The 20,181-nt window shown below is 57.6% G+C and carries 18 protein-coding genes; 6 read left to right on the plus strand and 12 right to left on the minus strand.

From position 1 onward, the window contains the following. Nucleotides 1–3 precede the first annotated feature (3 nt). Both IE038_RS00365 and pmrG read left to right on the plus strand, forming a co-directional pair. Nucleotides 4–1,320, plus strand: a complete 1,317-nt coding sequence (locus IE038_RS00365) for a sigma-54 interaction domain-containing protein (protein WP_163932815.1) — start codon at nt 4–6, stop codon at nt 1,318–1,320. 123 nt (nt 1,321–1,443) lie between these two features. After that, nucleotides 1,444–2,097, plus strand: a complete 654-nt coding sequence (gene pmrG / locus IE038_RS00370) for a lipopolysaccharide core heptose(II)-phosphate phosphatase PmrG (protein WP_163932818.1) — start codon at nt 1,444–1,446, stop codon at nt 2,095–2,097. Nucleotides 2,098–2,226: 129 nt separating this feature from the next. On the opposite strand, the gene IE038_RS00375 is transcribed toward pmrG, so the two are convergent. From IE038_RS00375 to IE038_RS00410, 8 genes are all read right to left on the minus strand, one after another. Continuing rightward, complete coding sequence (locus IE038_RS00375; protein WP_163932821.1) at nt 2,227–2,478, minus strand: DUF2790 domain-containing protein; 252 nt, start codon at nt 2,476–2,478, stop codon at nt 2,227–2,229. 530 nt (nt 2,479–3,008) lie between these two features. Next, nucleotides 3,009–4,433, minus strand: coding sequence for a gamma-aminobutyraldehyde dehydrogenase (locus IE038_RS00380; protein ID WP_163932824.1), 1,425 nt, complete (start codon nt 4,431–4,433; stop codon nt 3,009–3,011). 88 nt (nt 4,434–4,521) lie between these two features. Further along, nucleotides 4,522–6,048, minus strand: a complete 1,527-nt coding sequence (locus IE038_RS00385; protein ID WP_163932827.1) for an APC family permease — start codon at nt 6,046–6,048, stop codon at nt 4,522–4,524. Between the two features lie 105 nt (nt 6,049–6,153). Continuing rightward, on the minus strand, nt 6,154–7,194 hold the full coding sequence (locus IE038_RS00390) for a heme-dependent oxidative N-demethylase family protein (RefSeq protein WP_189394935.1): 1,041 nt from the start codon (nt 7,192–7,194) through the stop codon (nt 6,154–6,156). Between the two features lie 13 nt (nt 7,195–7,207). Beyond that, the gene (locus tag IE038_RS00395; RefSeq protein ID WP_189394936.1) at nt 7,208–8,176 is read right to left on the minus strand and encodes a PDR/VanB family oxidoreductase; all 969 of its coding nucleotides are present in this window, start codon (nt 8,174–8,176) and stop codon (nt 7,208–7,210) included. Next, a complete protein-coding gene (locus tag IE038_RS00400; RefSeq protein ID WP_163937615.1) occupies nt 8,173–8,775 on the minus strand; it encodes a dimethylamine monooxygenase subunit DmmA family protein in 603 nt (200 codons plus the stop codon). The genes IE038_RS00395 and IE038_RS00400 overlap by 4 nt, the downstream gene beginning before the upstream one ends. A gap of 256 nt (nt 8,776–9,031) precedes the next feature. Further along, a complete protein-coding gene (locus IE038_RS00405; protein ID WP_163937611.1) occupies nt 9,032–10,486 on the minus strand; it encodes a sigma-54 interaction domain-containing protein in 1,455 nt (484 codons plus the stop codon). Next, the gene (locus tag IE038_RS00410; protein WP_163937608.1) at nt 10,483–11,616 is read right to left on the minus strand and encodes a PAS domain-containing protein; all 1,134 of its coding nucleotides are present in this window, start codon (nt 11,614–11,616) and stop codon (nt 10,483–10,485) included. The genes IE038_RS00405 and IE038_RS00410 overlap by 4 nt, the downstream gene beginning before the upstream one ends. 383 nt (nt 11,617–11,999) lie before the next feature. Between IE038_RS00410 and IE038_RS00415 the strand changes: the two genes are divergently transcribed. Continuing rightward, nucleotides 12,000–12,428, plus strand: coding sequence for a GNAT family N-acetyltransferase (locus IE038_RS00415; RefSeq protein WP_163937605.1), 429 nt, complete (start codon nt 12,000–12,002; stop codon nt 12,426–12,428). A gap of 185 nt (nt 12,429–12,613) precedes the next feature. Here IE038_RS00415 and gyrB read toward each other — a convergent pair whose 3' ends face one another. From gyrB to dnaA, 4 genes are read right to left on the minus strand one after another with little or no spacing between them, the layout of a single operon-like run. Next, nucleotides 12,614–15,031 (minus strand): DNA topoisomerase (ATP-hydrolyzing) subunit B, encoded by a 2,418-nt coding sequence (gene gyrB, locus IE038_RS00420; protein ID WP_189394937.1) that lies wholly within the window; start codon nt 15,029–15,031, stop codon nt 12,614–12,616. 4 nt (nt 15,032–15,035) lie between these two features. Beyond that, nucleotides 15,036–16,139: a DNA replication/repair protein RecF gene (gene recF / locus IE038_RS00425; protein WP_163937602.1), complete on the minus strand. Its 1,104-nt coding sequence runs from the start codon at nt 16,137–16,139 to the stop codon at nt 15,036–15,038. A gap of 20 nt (nt 16,140–16,159) precedes the next feature. Beyond that, on the minus strand, nt 16,160–17,263 hold the full coding sequence (gene dnaN, locus IE038_RS00430; protein WP_163937598.1) for a DNA polymerase III subunit beta: 1,104 nt from the start codon (nt 17,261–17,263) through the stop codon (nt 16,160–16,162). 40 nt (nt 17,264–17,303) lie between these two features. After that, complete coding sequence (gene dnaA, locus IE038_RS00435) at nt 17,304–18,809, minus strand: chromosomal replication initiator protein DnaA (protein ID WP_163937595.1); 1,506 nt, start codon at nt 18,807–18,809, stop codon at nt 17,304–17,306. A 582-nt stretch (nt 18,810–19,391) separates the two neighbouring features. Here dnaA and rpmH point away from each other — a divergent pair. Genes rpmH through yidD form a run of 3 tightly spaced genes read left to right on the plus strand, consistent with a single transcriptional unit; the run spans nt 19,392 to nt 20,179 of the window. Continuing rightward, nucleotides 19,392–19,526, plus strand: a complete 135-nt coding sequence (rpmH, locus tag IE038_RS00440) for a 50S ribosomal protein L34 (protein ID WP_002551315.1) — start codon at nt 19,392–19,394, stop codon at nt 19,524–19,526. 13 nt (nt 19,527–19,539) lie between these two features. Then, complete coding sequence (rnpA, locus tag IE038_RS00445; RefSeq protein ID WP_065759563.1) at nt 19,540–19,941, plus strand: ribonuclease P protein component; 402 nt, start codon at nt 19,540–19,542, stop codon at nt 19,939–19,941. Then, the gene (gene yidD, locus IE038_RS00450; RefSeq protein WP_163937592.1) at nt 19,934–20,179 is read left to right on the plus strand and encodes a membrane protein insertion efficiency factor YidD; all 246 of its coding nucleotides are present in this window, start codon (nt 19,934–19,936) and stop codon (nt 20,177–20,179) included. Before rnpA ends, yidD begins: the two co-directional genes overlap by 8 nt. Nucleotides 20,180–20,181 lie beyond the last annotated feature (2 nt).

The raw sequence follows: 20,181 nt of genomic DNA on the forward strand, positions 1-20,181 counted from the left end.
GCCATGTCCCGCTTGATTACTGCTGTCCCGAACATCCCCGCCGTCCAGGCGCTGGTGTCATACCTCGAACATGACCCCCAGCCCACCATCGTGCTGGATACCCGCTACAACATCCTTGCTGCCAACAGCGCGTACCAACGTCAGTTCGGCGTGGAAGGCCAATCAACCGTGGGCGCCAAGTGCCATCAGGTCTCCCACCATTACGCTGTGCCCTGCGATCAGGCTGGCGAGCATTGCCCGATGCGCAAGGCCAGAGAAAGCCGTGTACCCGAGCGGATGCTGCATATTCACCACACGCCACGTGGCCCGGAACATGTCGATGTGGAGCTAAGGCCGATACTCGATGAGCAGGGTGAAGTCGTCGCGTTCGTCGAGCGCCTGACCAGCATCACCGTGGCCTCGGCTCAACCCCAGCAACATGGCCTGGTCGGCCGGGCACCCGCGTTCAAGCAGGCATTGGCCAGCCTGCAACGCGCAGCGCCATCACAGATTCCAGTGCTGCTGCAGGGTGAGTCCGGCACGGGCAAAGAGCTGTTCGCCCGTGCGCTGCACCTGAGTGGCCCCCGCGCCAACGGTCCGCTGGTGGTCGTTGACTGTACCGGCCTGACCGAATCGCTGTTCGAAAGCGAGCTGTTCGGCTATGAAAAGGGCGCCTTTACCGGCGCCTTGCAGCGCAAGATCGGTCTGGCTGAAGCCGCACATGGCGGCACCCTGTTTCTCGATGAAATCGGTGAAGTGCCACTGGCGATGCAAGTGAAACTGTTGCGTCTGATCGAGTCAGGCAGCTTCCGCCCGGTGGGCAGCCTGCGTACTGTTCACTCGGACTTCCGCCTGATCTCGGCCACCCATAAACCCCTCAAGGAAATGGTTGCCAACGGTACCTTCCGTGAAGACCTCTACTACCGGATCAGCGCCTTTCCGATTCGTCTTCCCGCCCTGCGCGAGCGTGTCGAAGACCTGCCGCTATTGATCGACAGCCTGTTGCAACGCATGGCCGGGCCCCAAGCGCCACGGGTAGATCCGCAGGCCATGCGCTGGCTCAACCTGCACACGTACCCAGGGAACATCCGTGAGCTGAGAAACATCCTTGAGCGGGCACGATTGTTTGCCGATGACGGGGTCATTCGGGCAGAGCATCTACCCGACGATGTGAAACCCGACAATGCCACGGCAGGGCAATCGCAACGACGCAAAAAGGAACACCTTGGCCAACTGGCACAGGCACTCCAGGCGTTTGAAGGTTCACGCAGTGAGCTGGCTCAACAACTGGGAATGAGTGAGCGAACACTGTACCGGCGCTTGCGCGAGCTGGGTCTGTAAACACGGGCGAGAAAACCAATAACACCGTTCCTTGATTTTCAGTTGCCCAAACAACGGTTTCTTCACGGTCCATCGGGCAAGATTCTGGCTGAATCTGCTTAGCTCTTGATGGGGTCCAGCTTTATGTCGTTGTCTTTCACGGGGTCAAACCGGCGCGCAAGAAACGTGCTTATTACCGTACTTGCGATCGTGCTCTTAATTATTGGCTCCTACTTTCTATTCAGAACACCTCGGCTGACCAATCTTGCCCAGAGCAGTGTGGTACAGCTCGCACCGTTAAAAACAGCGTGGGCCAATGGCGACGTCATTGTCGTGATTCGCCACGCGGAACGCTGCGACCTGTCGAGTGCACCCTGTCTGAATGCCCCTGATGGCATCACCAAGCGCGGCAAAGACACCGCCGTGAAGCTGGGTGAGCATTATCAAAAGCTCGGCCTGGACCAGGCAGATATCTTTGTCAGCCCCCTGACCAGAACCCGACAAACCGCGAACTTTATGTTCAACCGCGACGTCGAGGCCCAGAAGTGGCTCGCTGGCTGCAAAGGCATCATGCTTAAGACATCACTTGAAACCAAGCGCCCCGGACACAACCTGATTCTGGTTACCCACAGCGATTGCATTCGGGAAATAGAAAAGCACTTGAATGTGCATGCCCCTGAAAAGCCACCCTATGCCTCGTCACTGTTCATCGTCTTGGGCCATGACGACAAAAAACCTCGAGCATTGGGTTTCTTTTATGCGCGCGACTTCAATAGCGATTGGATGAACCAGAAATAGTCACCCTACTTGCTGTACGCCCGTGAACGCGTTAGTTCCCGTGGCGTAATAAAAAACGCCCCTGAAATCAGGGGCGTTTCACTAAGCCTGCTTGCACGCAAACAACAAGCAGGGTTTGCAGGGACTCAGTTAGTTGTCAAAGCATCCGTTACCCATCACCGCATACTGCAGGGTGTGCACCTGACCCTGGTGGTCTTCGTAGGTCATTTTCATCTGCACCACACCACACACATCAGGGATGCGATCCTGATGGATCACGTGGGCAATATCAGGGTGGCTACCGTACGTATATTGCTCTACTGCAGGGACTTCGGCAGCGAATGCCATTTGAGTGCCGATCATTACACAAGCAGTGGTAACCAGAGCGGTAAACAGTTTCATTTTTACAGTGTCCCAACGATGCAAACGGTCAACGTCTTCAGTCGGAATCGGTAAGGCTGAAGGCTCTGCGAAACGTGGCAGGGTCGTTTGCTTACACCCTTGAAGTTCTGCGTTTCGCGGCTTTGTCTGGAAGCTGGGTACAGTTTATTCCGCTGCGAATTTAGATAAATGCCAATGTTGGCAAAGCAATCTTTAGCGAAATGGAACAATCGCTTCACGGCCACCGCCGTTGTATCTACAACCTGACCAGAAACGGTTTAAACATGCGGTGTTTTGCGGAGGCCGCATTAAGTCAGCCATGAAAGCGGCGGCCGCTTGCAGCTCGCCGCCGGGTTGCTTGTAACTGCCAACCTAGGGTCAGCAGGCCACCAATGCTTGGTCGGCCCAGAGGGCCAGGAGAACATGCCAGGCACTCGATAATGCTGTTTGCATGATCTTCACTCCAGATCGGAATTACGACGGAAAGCGGCCAGCTTCAGCAACCTTGCTTGCCTGGCCGCTATTGGCACCACCGGTTCAGTCAGTCCATATCAATGCTTGAACATTACATGGCGTACGGCGGTGTAGTCCTCTAGCCCGTACATGGACATGTCCTTACCGTAGCCGGAGTGCTTGACCCCACCGTGAGGCATTTCGCTGGTCAGCATGAAATGCGTGTTCACCCAGGTGCAGCCGTATTGCAGGCGCGCAGACAAGCGATGGGCGCGACCGACATCCGACGTCCAGACCGATGAGGCCAGGCCGTAGTCCGAATCGTTGGCCCAGCCCAGAACTTGCTCTTCCTCATCAAAGGCAGTAACCGAAACCACTGGGCCGAATACCTCGCGACGAACGATTTCATCGTCCTGGCGGGCGCCAGCCAGCACGGTGGGTTGAAAGAAGAAGCCAGGGCCGTCAACGCGATGACCACCGGTGACCACCTGGATGTGCGGCAGGGCGCTGGCGCGCTGGACAAAGCCTTCGACACGCTCAAGGTGCTGCTCGGTGATCAGCGGGCCGAGTTCGGTCGTCGGGTCGTCCTGCAGGCCAGGCTGGATAGTGCTCACCGCCTCGCCGAGCTTGGCCACGAACTGCTCGTAGATACCTTTCTGCGCATAAATACGGCAGGCAGCGGTGCAGTCCTGACCAGCATTGTAGAAACCAAATGTACGGATACCCTCTACGGCGGCATCGATATCCGCATCATCAAAGATGATGACCGGCGCCTTGCCGCCCAGCTCCATGTGCATGCGTTTCACGCTGTCGGCAGTGCCACTGATGATCCGCGAACCCGTGGCGACCGAGCCGGTCAGCGAGACCATGCGCACTTTCGGGTGGGTGACCAGCGGCTCGCCAACGCTCGGACCACGGCCAAACACCATGTTCACTACGCCTGCGGGGAAAATGTCGGCGATGAACTCAGCCAGCTTCAGCGCGGTCAACGGCGTCTGTTCCGAAGGTTTCAGCACCACCGTATTGCCCGCCGCCAGGGCTGGGCCCAGCTTCCAGGCCGCCATCATCAGCGGGTAGTTCCACGGCGCGATAGAGGCGACCACGCCGACCGGGTCGCGGCGAATCATCGAGGTGTGGCCAGGCAGGTACTCACCTGCCGCAGAACCGCTCATGCAGCGGCTTGCACCGGCGAAAAAGCGGAACACATCGGCGATGGCCGGCAGCTCGTCGTTCAAGGCGGCGGTGAAGGGCTTGCCGCAGTTCTGCGACTCCAGGCGGGCAAGCTCCTCGGCATGGGCGTCAATGGCATCGGCAAGCTTGAGCAGCAGGGTCGAACGGTCCTTCGGCGAGGTCTGAGACCACTGCGCAAAGGCGTTATCGGCGGCGCGCACGGCAGCATCGACCTGGGCCGCGCTGGCCTCGGGGATTTCCACCAGGGCGGTACCCAAGGACGGGTTGAGCACTGCGATGCTAGGGCCTTCGCCAGCAATGAGTTGGCCGTTGATCAGGAGTTTTGTTTGCATGATTCAGTCCTTCGGCTGCCTGAGCCCCTTCTCCCTGAAAGGAGAAGGGGGGCAGCGTGAGTAAGGGAGGTTGGATAAAGGCGTTGGATTAACGTACTGGCACGCCAGCGACGTTAGCGGCCTTGGGCAGAGGCTTGGAGAACTTCCAGGCGTCACCGGCCGGGGCCGTACCTTTGTCATACGGCTTGGCCAGCAGCATGTAGAGGAAGCCAGCGCCCATCACCACCACCGTAGTCAGAATCATTGAGTAGTTGATGTACCAGGCCGCATCAGGACTGCGCGGCCAGACCATGTTGATGATGGCGCCAACACCGTAAATCAGCGCGGCGATGTTCACCAACAGCCCCCAGCCACCGAGGCTGAACTGGCCGCTTGGGCGCCAGCCTTTGCCACGGGCGATCAGCGCAGCGATGACAATCAACTGGAACGCCACATAGATGCCAATGGCAGCGAAGCCGACGATGGTAGCCACGGCATCGGCCATGAACAGACCCAGGCAGACGATGCACGCCGGCATCACGCCGCTCACGACCAGCGCGAAAGACGGTACATGGTTGGCAGACAAGCGCTTCAGCAGGTTGCTGCCAACGATCATCTCGTCACGGGCGTAAGAGAACAACAAGCGGCTCGCCGCGGCTTGCAGGCTCAGAACGCAAGAGATGAAGGAGACCATCACCACCGCCATCACCAATTTCGAACCTACCGGGCCGAAGGCATTGGCAAGGATGGTGGAAACCGGATCGGTGTCTTCGCCAGCAATCACTTTCTGCATATCCGGGACAGCCAGAATCAGCGCCAGGCAGGCGAACATGGCAGCGGCGCCACCAATGTAGATAGTCATGCGCATGGCTTTGGGGATGCGCTTGCCGGGGTTGGGGGTTTCTTCCGCCACGTCACCGCAGGCCTCAAAGCCGTAGTACTGGAACAGGCCCGCCAGGGAAGCGGCAAGGAAGGCTGGCAGGTAGGAGCCGTTGACGTTGAGATCAAAGGTATTGAACAGCACGCTAATCGGTTGGTGACGCTCGAAGATCAGCAGGTAACCCCCCACCAGGATTGCACCCACCAGTTCGCAGAGGAAGCCGAACATGGCCACCCGAGCAAGCAGCTTGGTGCCCACCAGGTTGAGTCCTGTAGACAACAGAATCAGGCTGAGGGCGATGTAAATATTGGCGTTGGAGCTGGAATCGAAACCGAGCATGGCGGCCATGTAAGGGCCAGCACCGACGGCGACACCGGCGATGGTGGCGCACAGCGCCCAGGCATAGACCCAACCCACCATCCAGGCCCAGCGCTTGCCGACCAGGCGTCGCGCCCAAGGGTAGACACCACCGGAGATGGGGAACTGGGACACCACCTCACCGAACACCAGACACACCAGCATCTGGCCGAGGCCAATCAGCAGGTAGGACCAGAACATTGGCGGACCACCTGCCGCGAGGCAGAGGCCGAACAACGTATAGACGCCGACCACCGGCGACAGATAGGTGAAACCCAGGGAGAAGTTCTCCCACAGGCTCATGCTACGGTTGAAGTTGGAGCTGTAGCCAAGCGCACGCAGTTGCTCGGCATCCTGATCGATAGAAGCGGTTGCACTTGCCGCAGAAGACCCACTCATATTGTTTTCCTCATTTGAATGGCAGTCGTTTGCATGGCGGCGGGTCACTGCCCGCCGGTGCTCATCGAAGAGCCTTTATTGTTATGGGTGAAGCGTGATGCGAACTTATCCAGCCTTGACCACCTCCTCGTCTTGGCCGTCGTCAAACTGCGAGAGCCATTCAACAGCGGCGTCGCGGTAGCGGGTAAAGCCCTTGTAGTCCACCAGCTCCTGATTCAGGGACTTGAGCACACGGTGCATGCGCTTGGCCCAGGCCGGGTTGGTGGCGATGTCTTCCAGGTTCAGCAAGTAAGTGCGGATCGGGAATACGATCGCGTTACTGCGCGGCAGGCGGTGCAAGGGTTGCAGCTCAATACGCAGGTAAACCAGCTTGCCAGCGTTTTCAGCAGTGACCGTGGTGCGGTCAGGTGCCCAGTCCGGCAGGCTTTCGGCCGAGACGTCCAGCCGCGGATTGACCGTCAGCGACCAGTTCAGGCGGCGTACCGGGTGACCGCAGCGCAGACGCAGAAGGAACTTCAGCGCACGGTCGAGCATGCCGGTTTCCTTCAGCAACGGCACTGGGCCGTGAAATTCGTGCCAGGCCATGCCGAGGTTGAAACGCAACGAGTAGTCGGCGCGCTGGGTAGCGATACCAGCACCCCAGTAAAGGGTGCCGTCGCGCTCTTCCTGCAGAACCCAATCGCCCTGAGCCTGGCGGGTGATGTACTCCATCGGCTCATAGGGCAAGGTGGACGGGTCACCGAAGGTGAAGGTGTCATCGATGTTCAGCAGCGTGTTGGTCCAGTGCCAGCGAGTGCCATCCTTCTCCAGAGTGAAGTATTCGGGGTAGTCGCTGGCGTAGGACTCCATGATCAGCTCGAGCAGGTCCCACTGCGCTTCCATCATGTGCGGCGCCGACACGTAGTGCATGCCCGGATCTTTCTCCAGGGTGATCGCACGGTCACGGCACTCGCTGATGTAGTGCTCGTCGATGTCGAAGATGGCCTTCAGCGCACCGTCACCCACCGATACATGGGGCTCCAGGTTCATCGAGTACATGTACTCGTCGTCCGGGAAAGGGAAGGGTGCACGGGCGATGCACTCCGGGCTGTTCGCGTAGGTGTAGTCGTCGCGGTACGTTTCGTCGGGTCGGAACTGGATGGTCATGGGGGTTCTCCGTTCAGCAGTCGATGACCAGCCGCGAGCATTTGGCACGCGACACGCAGGGCATGATTTTTGTATTGGCGGCCTTGTCTTCGTCGGACAGCCAGTCGTCGGTGTGGACGATTTCGCCGTCGAGTTCGAGCACGCGGGTTTCGCACTCGCCGCAGGCGCCGCCACGGCACAGGTAGGGAATCGAGTGACCGGCAGCTTCAGCGGCTTCCAGCAGGCTCTGGTCAGGCGATACTTCGATCGTCGCGCCACTGCGCGCCAAGGTAACGCTGAACGCCTCGCCAACACTGCCTTGCTCTAGAAAGCGCTCGTAGTGAATGTGGCTATCGGTCCAGCCTTGAGCATGGGCACTGTCGATGGCGTCCTGAATCATGGATTCAGGGCCGCACACATACAAGTGGCTGCCCAGCGGGCGCGCGGCGACTACAACCGAGATATCCAGGCGCTGGTCGAGGTCGTTGCGATACAGACGTACGGCATCGCCATATTCGCGCACCAGCTCTTCGCCCAAGCGCGCGTGCTCGGCACCGCGTACGGCCAAATGCACCTCGAAAGGCGTGCCTCGCAGACGCAGTTCGGCCAGTTGCGAGCACACCGGAGTAATGCCGACACCACCCGCGATGAACAGGTGCAGACGAGCATGCTTGCTCAACGGGAACAGGTTCACCGGACGCAGGATTTCCAGCACATCACCTTCGTTCACGGCTTCGTGCATCCGCAGCGAACCGCCACGGCCCTCTTCAACACGGCGCACGGCGATCTGGTAGGCACTGGAGTCGTATGGTGAACTCATCAGCGAGTAGGCATTGCGGTAGGTGCCATTCTCGTGAGGGATCAACACCACCACGTTGCTGCCACCCGAGAAGGGCGGCAGGTGCGCGCCGTCGGTGGCCACCAGGGTAAATCGCTTGATTTCTGGTGTGACAGCTTCGATGCGGGCAACCCGCACATTCAGGGTTCCGTTGCTCAAGCTCATGTGTCGAGCTCCTCTGCTTCTGGCAATTCACCGGGGACTTCGGCGTCGGCCTTCACGGCCTGGAAGGCGGCGAGACGGCGGGAGTAATGGTCACGCACGACCAGCATTGCGTTGCAGCCAGGGCACTGGAACACGCGCTGGGTGACGTTCTCGGTGTAGCTGTCGCAATGCACGCACCAGATACGACGGACGAAAGAACCGGCGTGTTCGCGGAGCACTTCATCACTGTTCATGTCGTAGTGGGTGGCCACCTGCATGGCGGTACCGATAAAGCTCTCCGAGCCCGAAAGGTAGAGCCGGGTGCCCATGCGGGCATTACCCAGGATGCGCTCCAGATCCGCCACCAACTCTTGATTGCTGGGGTACACACGCAGCTCGGCGACCTGCCGCTGCTGTAGTTCGGCGAGGAAATCCAGGCCGGAGAAAGATTCCTGTGAATAGAGCAGAGTGGTCTGCATGCCTTGCTCGGGCATCTCATCCAGCAGGCGTAGCATGGCGCGGCCACCACTACCCTGGCCTGCGACGAGGTGACGGATTCCACCCGGCAGGGGGCGCAGTTGGTCGTAGACCGGCCGACTCTTGATACCTGTGATCAGCATTGTTGTTTTACCTCCAGGACCGCCGATGCCCGATAGGGCATTCAGCATCGATGCAATGACCCATCAGGTGGATGGGTTGCAGGTTGCTATTGCACATGCTGTGCCAATTTTTAACTCATTGAAAAATATGGATTTTTATTATCTGCTGGCGAAAATGTTGGCAAAAATAGCGTGTGCCGTAGGCATTCTTGCAGCGGTATGGGAGGCGGCGGAGAGGGGAAATTGCAGCAGACGGCACATCCCTGTGCCGGAAAAATCAATCGCGTTGCAGCTTGCGAATCAAGGTACCGATATCAATGCCCAGTTGCTGGGCCGCCTTGCGTTTGCTGCCTTGGCTCTGGACTGCCTGGAGAATGAGCTGGCGCTCATAGCGCTGAACCTGCGCCTTAAGGCTTTCGCCCAGTTCGTCGTCGGCTGGCAGCTCTGCATCAACCTCCTGGCGTGGAGTCGTTGGTCTGATGGAAATCGGTGCAATGAGCCCCAGCAGTTCCGGTGGCAGATGCTGTTCACTGGCCTCATCATCAGCCAGCACAGCCAGGCGTTCAAAAATGTTCACCAGCTCGCGGATATTGCCCGGATAGTCATAGCTCAATAGACGTTGACGGCAACCGCCGGACAACCGCAGCGTGGGCTGGCGGTCACGGTTGATGCGCATCAGCAGGATGTCCATGAGTACTGGCAAGTCTTCCAGGTGCTGGCGGAGCGGAGGAATCTCCACCGGCAACACAGCAAGGCGGTAGTACAGGTCGGCACGGAACTCGCCGGACTCTACTAGCCGCCGTAAGTCCTTGTTGGTGGCGGCGATCACCTGGACTTGCACCGTCTTGCTCAAGGGCGAGCCGACCGACTGAATGCTGCCGTCTTCAAGGAACTTGAGCAGCTTGGCCTGGACATGCAGAGGGATTTCGCCAATCTCATCAAGGAACAGGGTGCCGCCCGAGGCGCTTTCGATGTAACCGCGCTTGCCACTCTGCAAGGCACCTGTGAAGGCACCGCGCTCGTAGCCGAACATCTCTGACTCAAACAGGCTTTCCGGAATGCTGCCGCAATTGACGTGAATGAAGGGCCGATCCCCCCAACCAGCCGCGCGGTGGATATGCCGGGCAATAGCGGTCTTGCCAACGCCGGGTTCCCCCAGCAAGAGCAAACGAGCGCGGCGGCGAAATGCACGTACACCCGTGTCGGCGATGCTGGAGAGCAAAGGGGAGAGGTGCAGGGCGTTATCCTGCGGATCGCCAAGGCCGCTATTTTCCGCAGGGGCGAAAGCCTGCTGCGACGTGCGACGAGGGCTCTCACGACCTTCAAAATCTCGCTGCACCAATAACGTATAAGGCTTTTCGTAAGCGCCGGTGGGAACCGCCTGGGTGCTGGTGAGGAACATGCGGCCATCGCGGGAGCGGGTCAAGGCGCTGTTCCCACCCCGCCCAACAGCTTGCTGGAAATCATCGAAGCTCAGGGCCGAACGCTGGAAGAACTCGGCATTGGGCAAGCCGATCGCGTCTTCTCGGGACACTCGATTCACCCGCTCAGCGGCAAGGTTGAGAAAGCGCACCCGAGACTCGCCATCGCACAGGATGATTGCCTCACTGAAGCTGTCCAGCAGGGCATGCAACGCAGGGGTTTCCAGCAGCGCGGAAAGTACGTCGCTGCTGACATTGACCGAAGATCGCATGCCCATCTTCAGGGGCGGCAAGAGACTTTTCTCGATCATGGATGTAGCTCGCCGTTGTGCTGGATGGTACGTTCCGCTGCGCGCAGTACTGCCACCTTCCAGGCCACGCCTTCTTGCATGAGGATGCGCGAGCAGTGGACGTTAAACAGTTGCAGGTGCCCACTGAGATTGGTCAAGTGCAGGCTGTGCCAGGTGCGCTCAGGCAGTGACTGATCGAGCAGGGCGTGGGCGATGCTCGCACCTTGGGTGATACCGAAGGCCTGCTCAAAGGCGGCGTTACGCCACCGCGGTTGCAGCTCTTCGTCGATCACCAGCACAGCGTCCGGTACCGCGTCGAAGACTCGGCGCAAGGCATCGATGCGCTGCTCAGCATCGTGCTGCATCCGCAGTTCCTGGCTAACGTCGCGGATGCTGCCCCACATGCGTAGCAGGCGACCGTCATGGATAGCGGCACGGACATCGTTCTCCACATAGGCAGGGGAACCATCGTGGCGGCGGTCCACCGACAGCGCGCCGTCGACACAGAAATCGGTCTCCACCAGACGCCTTACGAACTCTTCGTTAGCCGGGCTGCGCGGCCAGTAAAGTCGGACCGGCTGCTGGTTAAAGTCGACGTCCGCCGGCATCTCGTAGACATCCGCCATGGCACGGTTACACATGCGCCAGTAAGAGCGGTTTTCGAACACCTGACGGACGACTTCGTCGGGTGTCTGGGTAATGTCCACTGCTTCAGCGAACTCAATGCACCAGTAGGCCACCTTGGCGCTATAGAGCATCTGGGTCATGACTTCGTTGGCGTTCTGCAGCTCACTCAAGCGGTGACTCAACGAACCCAGCGGTATAAACACGAGGTGAATTCTGGGGGAGTGAACATCACGCCATTCAACGAGGCCGCTAGCCAGCACGGGAAACAGGCCTGTGCTGTGCCGTATCAATGTAAGCGCCAGGCTGCCCAGCTTTTCATCAGCCGGCGGGCAGGAAAACAGCTTACGCAGAAGGTGTGTGGACTCCGCAGTGAAAATGCTTTCAATGCTGCAGTTCTGCATCTCTACCGGGGAGTAGCCGAGTTGGTCACTCAACGACGAAGAGACGTTGGTCAGGCGTCCGCTTTCGCAGACCGTGCAGCTCAGTAGGGCACCCCGATCAGCGAGGGTTTGAATAAGCGACATGTATGCGTCCGGGCTGTGGAAATGGGCTCGGGGCTAGATGCGCATAATGCATGCCAACCTCAAGCAGCAGAAAGACCGAGGCTTTCAGCAAGAAAACTCACCCAGCCGCTGCATTTTCGCAGCAGCCGACCTCAAAAATGCACACCATCCTTGGCAGAAGTGCCGAGGGAATTTCATTTCCGAACGCACACAAAAAAGGCCAATTCAAAGAATTGGCCTTTTGGTCCCTATTCGAGAGATTAGCAGATCATCATTTGTGACACGGATCAGCTGCTTTGTGCTCACTGGCAGCCGGCAGAAATTGAGGAGGGTAGTTTCATCGCCACAAGCGTGTGTAGCCATGAGAATATTTGTTTTTCTAAGAACGCCACACAGGAGAGTGTATGACGGATAACACTTACAGCTTCAGCTTAGGTGCTGACGCCGAGGCCATGGCGGTGGTTCGCCAAGGTCTGGAACACTTCAATGTGGGGCAGATTGGCCCCTATACCTATACCGATTTCCAGCTCTATGCCCGCGATAGCAGCGGCCAGGTAATGGGTGGTCTGTTCGGCCACAGTGGGATGGGCTGGCTCTACATTGACTATTTTTGGTTAAACGACACCCTGCGCAGCCACGGCCTGGGCAGCAACTTGTTGAAGCGGGCAGAGGATGAGGCACGGCGCCGGGGCTGTAAGGGTGTGTTTCTTTATACCTACAGCTTCCAAGCCCCCGACTTCTATCAGAAGCAGGGGTACCAAGTGATGGGCGTGTTGGAAGACTGCCCACCTGGACACCAGCGTTACTACCTGAAAAAGCCACTGAAGGACTGAAAGGGCTCCAAGGAAAACAGCACTAATCCAGCGAGATGCGCCGATCCATTCGCACTCGTTTGAAGCGATGACTGTTTGAGCAAAAAAAAAGCCCGCTTTCGCGGGCCTTTCAGCTAACCGGCCTGGCTCTGAAGACTGAGCTTGGCCGGTCACTTATGTGTGAAAACACGCAGCTTTTTTGTGAATCAGAAGTCCAGGTTGGACACTGCCAGTGCGTTGTTCTCAATGAACTCACGACGCGGTTCGACCGCATCACCCATCAAGGTGTTGAAGATCTGGTCGGCAGCGATCGCGTCTTCGATGGTCACCTTGAGCATGCGACGCACGCTTGGGTCCATCGTGGTTTCCCACAGTTGGTCCGGGTTCATCTCACCCAACCCTTTGTAGCGCTGGATGGTGTGACGCTTGGTACTTTCAGTCATCAGCCAGTCAAGGGCTTCCTTGAACTCGGTGACGGCCTTCTTGCGCTCGCCACGTTGAACGTAGGCGCCGTCGTCCAGCAGAGTGACCAACTGCGAACCCAGAGCAGTAACGGTCTTGTAGTCGTTGCTGCCAAAGAAGTCACGGTTGAACGTCACGTAGCTGGCCAAGCCGTGGGAAGTGATTTCCACTTCTGGCAACCAGACATTACGCTCGCGGTCTTCACGCAGGCTGGCTTTGTAGACCAGGCCAGACTTCTCGCTGGTACGCAGGCGCTCGTCGAACTTCGCCAGCCAGGCTTGCATTCCAGCATGGTCGGACAGTTGTTCAAGCGATACCGCTGGCAGGTAGATGAAGTGCTCGGTCAGTTCCTGTGGGTACAGACGCGACAGACGCTTGAGGGTCTTCATCACAGTGCGGAACTCGTTGACCAGACGCTCCAGCGCCTCACCGGAAATCCCCGGGGCCGACTCGTTCAGGTGCAGGCTGGCGTCCTCCAGGGCCGACTGGGTCATGTACTCTTCCATGGCCTCGTCGTCCTTGATGTACTGCTCCTGCTTGCCTTTCTTCACCTTGTACAGCGGTGGCTGGGCAATGTAGATGTAGCCACGCTCAACCAGCTCCGGCAACTGACGGAAGAAGAAGGTCAGCAGCAGAGTACGAATGTGCGAACCGTCAACGTCAGCATCGGTCATGATGATGATGTTGTGATAACGCAGTTTTTCGATGTTGTACTCGTCGCGACCGATACCACAACCCAATGCGGTAATCAGCGTACCGACTTCCTGGGAGGAGATCATCTTGTCGAAACGTGCCTTCTCGACGTTGAGGATCTTACCCTTGAGCGGCAGGATTGCCTGGGTCTTGCGGTTACGACCTTGCTTGGCCGAACCACCTGCGGAGTCACCCTCCACCAGGTACAGTTCGGAAAGGGCAGGGTCCTTCTCCTGGCAGTCAGCCAGCTTGCCTGGCAGGCCGGCGATATCCAGTGCACCTTTACGGCGAGTCATCTCACGCGCCTTGCGCGCTGCTTCACGAGCACGCGCCGCGTCGATCATCTTGCCAACAACGGCCTTGGCTTCGTTCGGGTTTTCCAGCAGGAAGTCGGAGAAGTACTTGCCCATCTCCTGTTCCACTGCCGTCTTCACCTCAGATGAAACCAGCTTGTCTTTGGTTTGGGAGCTGAACTTCGGATCTGGAACCTTGACCGAGATGATCGCGGTCAAACCTTCACGGGCATCGTCGCCAGTGGTCGAGACCTTGTTCTTCTTGGCCAGACCTTCCTGCTCGATGTAGTTGTTCAGGTTACGGGTCAGCGCCGAACGGAAACCAACCAGGTGAGTACCGCCATCACGCTGCGGAATGTTGTTGGTAAAGCACAACAGGTTTTCGTTGAAGCTGTCGTTCCACTGCAGGGCAATCTCGACACCTACGCCGTCTTCACGCTGAACATTGAAGTGGAACACCTGGTTGACCGGCGTCTTGTTGGTGTTCAGGTATTCAACGAATGCGCGCAGACCACCTTCGTATTTGAAGCTCTCATCCTTACCGGAGCGCTCATCCTTCAGCAGAATGCCGACGCCCGAGTTGAGGAACGACAGCTCACGAATACGCTTGGCCAGGATGTCCCAGCTGAAGTGGATATTCTTGAAGGTCTCAGCCGATGGCTTGAAGTGGATCTGGGTACCGGTGGTCTCACTTTCGCCAACGATCTTCATCGGAGCTTGTGGAACACCATGAACGTAGACCTGTTCCCAGATCTTGCCGCTACGGCGAACGGTCAATACCAGTTGCTCAGAGAGGGCGTTTACTACGGAAACACCCACACCGTGCAGACCACCGGAGACTTTATAGGAGTTGTCGTCGAACTTACCGCCAGCGTGCAGAACGGTCATGATGACCTCTGCGGCGGAGACGCCTTCTTCTTTATGCACATCGACCGGAATGCCACGGCCGTTGTCGCGGACGGTGATGGATTCGTCCGGGTGAATAATTACGGTGATGTCGTCACAATGGCCGGCGAGGGCTTCGTCGATCGAGTTATCGACCACCTCGAACACCATGTGGTGCAGGCCGCTACCATCATCGGTGTCGCCAATGTACATACCGGGACGCTTGCGCACGGCATCCAGCCCTTTCAGCACTTTAATGCTGGAGGAGTCGTACGTTTGATTTTCGCTCATGCCTTCACTCCCGATGGTCGTGGGTCTGGGTGATACGGCCCTGTTCCACGTGGAACAAGGCAACTGGCGTTTCCGTCTGCCAGCCTTCCCTCAATAATTCGTGATCTACACAGGTGATAAACACCTGGCAGCGTAATTCTTCCAACAAGCGACAAAGTGCGCGGCGGTGTTGCTCATCCAACTCGGACGGCAGATCATCCACCAGATAAATACACTGACCTCGCCGAGCCTGGCTAACCAGATGGCCTTGGGCGATACGTAATGCGCACACCACAAGCTTTTGCTGGCCCCGGGAGAGAATCTCCGCGGCGTTATGCCCGCCTAGCCTCAAGCGAAGATCCGCACGTTGCGGCCCTGCCTGGGTGTGGCCCATTTGCTGATCCCGTTGCAGAGAGCTGGCGAGAACTTCACTCAGTTCCCGATCCTTGTCCCAACCGCGGTAGTAGCTGAGGGTCAATCCTTCAAGCTCGACCAACTCACTCAAGGTTTGCTCGAAAACCGGCTTCAAGGCTTTTATGTAGGTACGGCGGTATTCATCCAGCTCCGCACTGGCCAGGCACAATTCCCGGTCCCATGCCGCTTGCGAAACTGGGTCAAGTGTACCATGCCGCAACCATGAGTTCCGCTGCCGCAGGGCCTTCTGCAGTCGCTGCCAGGTTCCCATGAAGCGTGGTTCCACGTGGAACACCCCCCAATCGAGAAACTGCCGGCGAATTTTCGGAGCCCCTTCGAGCAGTCGAAAGCTGTCTGGGTTAATCAATTGCAACGGCAAAATCTCAGCTAATTGAGCCGTGCTACGGGCATTCTGCCCGTCGATACGAATAGTGAACTCCCCTTGGCGATCACGGGAAATACCCAGGTTGCTTGAACCACCCTCAGCCAATTCAACCTGACCGAACACGGTGCAGGCCAACTGCTCATATTGAATAACAGGGTTCAAACGCGTGCTGCGAAAAGAGCGGGCAAGCCCCAACAAGTGGATCGCTTCAAGAACGCTGGTTTTTCCGCTGCCGTTGGCGCCATGCAGAATGTTGATGCGGGGGGAGGGGGAGAATGTCACCGGGTGCAGGTTACGCACCGCGGTGACAGAAACACGACTGAGGGACATCTAGACTATGCGAGACAAGATTACAGACGCATCGGCATGACGACGTATGCGGAATCGTCATTGCCTGCTTCCTGCAGCAATGCACTGCTGTTGGAGTCAGACAGAATCAGGCGAACCTGCTCGGTGGTCATGACACCCAGTACATCCAGCAGGTAGCTCACGTTAAAACCGATTTCCAACGAGCTGCCGTTGTAGTCGACGCTGATTTCCTCTTCTGCCTCTTCCTGCTCCGGGTTGTTCGCCTGAATCTTCAGCTGGGCATTAGCCAGTTGCAGACGAATACCACGGTACTTTTCGTTGGACAGAATTGCGGTACGGCTGAACGCTTCACGCAGTGCCTGGCGGTCGCCCACTACCAGCTTGTCACCCCCCTTAGGCAGCACGCGCTCATAGTCTGGGAACTTGCCGTCCACCAGTTTCGAGGTGAAGGTGAACTCGCCAGTGGTCGCACGGATATGATGTTGGCCAAGCACGATACTGACCGTGCCATCCGGTTCGGTCAGCAGACGCGCCAGCTCGAGGATACCCTTGCGTGGCACGATCACCTGATGACGATCCGCTTGGTCGATGTTCGCGCTCATCGAGCACATTGCCAGGCGATGACCATCGGTAGCCACTGCCCGCAGTGTGCCTGTGGATACTTCCAGCAGCATACCGTTGAGGTAGTAACGAACATCCTGCTGAGCCATGGCAAAGCTGGTGCGCTCGATCAATCGGCGCAGCTTGCTTTGCTCCAGGGTGCAGGTCAACGAACCCGGGCCTTCCTCGACCGTCGGGAAATCGTTGGCAGGCAATGTCGACAGGGTGAAGCGGCTGCGACCCGCCTTCACCAGCAGCTTTTGCTCATCAACCTTGATGTCGATCAGCGCATCGCTTGGCAGGCTTTTGCAGATGTCCATCAGCTTGCGCGCAGGTACGGTGATCTCGCCTGGTTCGGCAGGCTCTTCCAATTGCACACGGCCAACCAGTTCCACTTCCAGGTCAGTACCGGTAAGCGACAGTTGTTGGCCCTGGACAACCAGCAGCACATTGGACAATACCGGCAAGGTCTGACGGCGCTCGACGACGCCTGCGACCAGTTGCAGGGGTTTCAACAGGGCTTCGCGTTGAATGGTGAAATGCATGGTCTAGTCCCTTGCCTTTAATAAGCTGCGCTGACAGTCATCACGTTGTCAGCGTCCGCAGCAGGTTCTTGTAGTCCTCGCGGATATCCGCGTCGGATTCCTTGAGTTCGTTGATCTTGCGGCAAGCGTGCAACACCGTGGTGTGGTCACGACCGCCAAATACGTCGCCGATTTCGGGCAAGCTGTGGTTGGTCAGCTCCTTGGACAACGCCATCGCCACTTGTCGTGGTCGTGCGACCGAGCGGGAACGTCGCTTGGACAACAGATCGGAGATCTTGATCTTGTAGTACTCGGCAACGGTGCGCTGGATGTTATCCACACTCACCAGTTTGTCCTGTAGCGCCAGAAGATCCTTGAGTGACTCTCGAATCAGTTCGATGGTTATGTCACGACCCATGAAGTGCGAGTGTGCGATAACGCGCTTCAGCGCACCTTCAAGTTCACGGACGTTGGAACGAATCCGCTGGGCGATAAAGAACGCCGCATCATGCGGAAGATCGACCTTGGCCTGATCGGCCTTCTTCATCAGGATTGCGACCCGCGTCTCCAGCTCCGGCGGTTCGACGGCAACCGTCAACCCCCATCCAAAACGAGACTTCAGGCGTTCTTCCAGGCCTTCGATTTCCTTCGGGTAACGGTCACTGGTGAGAATGACCTGCTGACCGCCCTCAAGCAAGGCGTTGAAGGTGTGGAAAAACTCTTCCTGCGAACGCTCTTTACGGGCAAAGAACTGAATGTCATCGATCAGCAGCGCATCGACCGAGCGGTAGAAACGCTTGAATTCGTTGATGGCATTGAGCTGCAGTGCCTTCACCATATCCGCAACAAAACGCTCGGAATGCAGGTAGACCACCTTGGCATTCGGATTTTTCTTGAGCAGGTGGTTACCCACAGCATGCATCAAGTGCGTTTTACCCAGGCCAACGCCCCCATAAAGGAAGAGGGGGTTGTAACCATGTTTCGGGTTGTCGGCGACTTGCCAGGCAGCGGCACGGGCAAGCTGGTTGGACTTACCTTCGACAAAGTTCTCGAAGGTAAAGGTCCGGTTCAGGTAGCTGGTGTGTTTCAACGCACCTTCAACCTGCACTGTTCGCTGTTCGGCCCTGCCGCCAGATGCGGGAGAAGCGTTGGCGTCACCCATGGCATCGAAGCTATCGCGTGAAGGCGCATCCTCGACTTGAGCCACAACTGGCGCAGCGATCGGTTCAACGACCGGCGGGGCAACTTGAGCGGCTTGTGCCTGGGAAGCGGCAACGGCAGCCGCCAGCGGCGCATTAGGCGCAGCGCGAGGCGCAGAGCTGCGTCTGCTGCCTATTAATAAGGAAAGCGCTGGCGCAATGCCGTTGCCCTGTTCGCCTAGCAGTTCGAGCAGACGCCCAAGGTACTTCTCATTGACCCAATCGAGAACGAAACGGTTGGGCGCATAAACGCGCAACTCGTCGCCTTCGGCTTCGACCTGTAGCGGACGGATCCAGGTGTTGAATTGCTGGGCAGGCAGTTCATCGCGCAGAAGCTCCACGCACTGCTGCCAAAGTTCCACTGACACGGATATCCCCTGAGTTTGAAAGCCGGTGAGGCAAAAACAAGCGGCCATTGTACCCGACCGGCCGCGCAGTTATCCACATGCCGATGCGATGAGCGAGGTGATAGATCAGCAACTTAGTGAACAAAATGATGCTGGAGGGGTGTGAATAAGCCCTGTGGATAACCGCGCCTGAGGTCTTTGCACAAGTCCGGGTCGAAATCTGTTGATAACTCGCATGTTGATAACTCGCTTTTTTATCCACAGATTTTCCGAGCGTTCGGCACAGCCAAAGCACCGCTTCCCGACAAGGTTTCAGTTCTCTGTACACCATGAAAATAAAGGCCTGTAGAACCTTATCCACAGAATTCTTCTACATAAGCTTTATAAGATTTACAGAAAAGCTTTAAATAATTCCTCTCTCTTTTTTTATGTTTAGGTGTGAACCCTGTTCCTCGACGCGTTCACCTCCAGCCCTCACCGACGTGACCACCTATAAGGAAAAGCTGGTTGGAAATTGACCTATGGCCTTGCTTTCTCTAGAATCGCCGATCTCTTAAAACGGGGGCCATTCCGGCCCGTAGTCGACGAACCAGGTAACACGCCATGAAACGTACTTTCCAACCAAGCACCATCAAGCGCGCTCGCACTCACGGTTTCCGTGCCCGTATGGCCACCAAGAACGGTCGTGCCGTTCTGTCGCGTCGTCGTGCCAAAGGCCGTAAGCGTCTGGCCGTTTGATCATTCGGCACAGGTGGTGAGTCAGGACTTCAGTCGGGAAAAGCGTCTGCTGACCCCCCGACATTTCAAAGCGGTCTTCGACTCCCCAACCGGCAAGGTTCCAGGCAAGAATCTTTTGCTCCTTGCCCGCGAGAACGGTCTGGATCATCCCCGTTTGGGGCTTGTGATCGGGAAAAAGAGCGTCAAGCTCTCCGTTCAGCGAAATCGACTCAAGCGATTGATGCGCGACTCATTCCGCCTTCACCAAGATTTATTGGCAGGTTGGGATATCGTTATCGTTGCGCGCAAAGGCCTGGGCGAGATCGAAAACCCAGAATTGCACCAACATTTTGGCAAGCTCTGGAAGCGTCTTGCGCGTAATCGGCCCGCTCCAGCGCCCACCGAATCCGTAGGGGTAGACAGTCCAGATGCGTAAACTGGCACTCGTTCCGATCCAGTTTTACCGTTATGCCATTAGTCCTCTGATGGCCAGTCACTGTCGTTTTTACCCCTCCTGCTCCTGCTACGCACTCGAAGCCATTGAATCTCATGGTCTTCTGCGTGGCAGTTGGCTGACCGTTCGTCGACTGGGGCGTTGCCATCCGTGGAACCCTGGTGGATACGACCCGGTTCCGCCCGCTTCTTCTTCCCGTACTTCTTCGATAGCCGAGTAATC

The organism is Pseudomonas laurentiana, assembly GCF_014648275.1.
GTDB lineage: Bacteria > Pseudomonadota > Gammaproteobacteria > Pseudomonadales > Pseudomonadaceae > Aquipseudomonas > Aquipseudomonas laurentiana.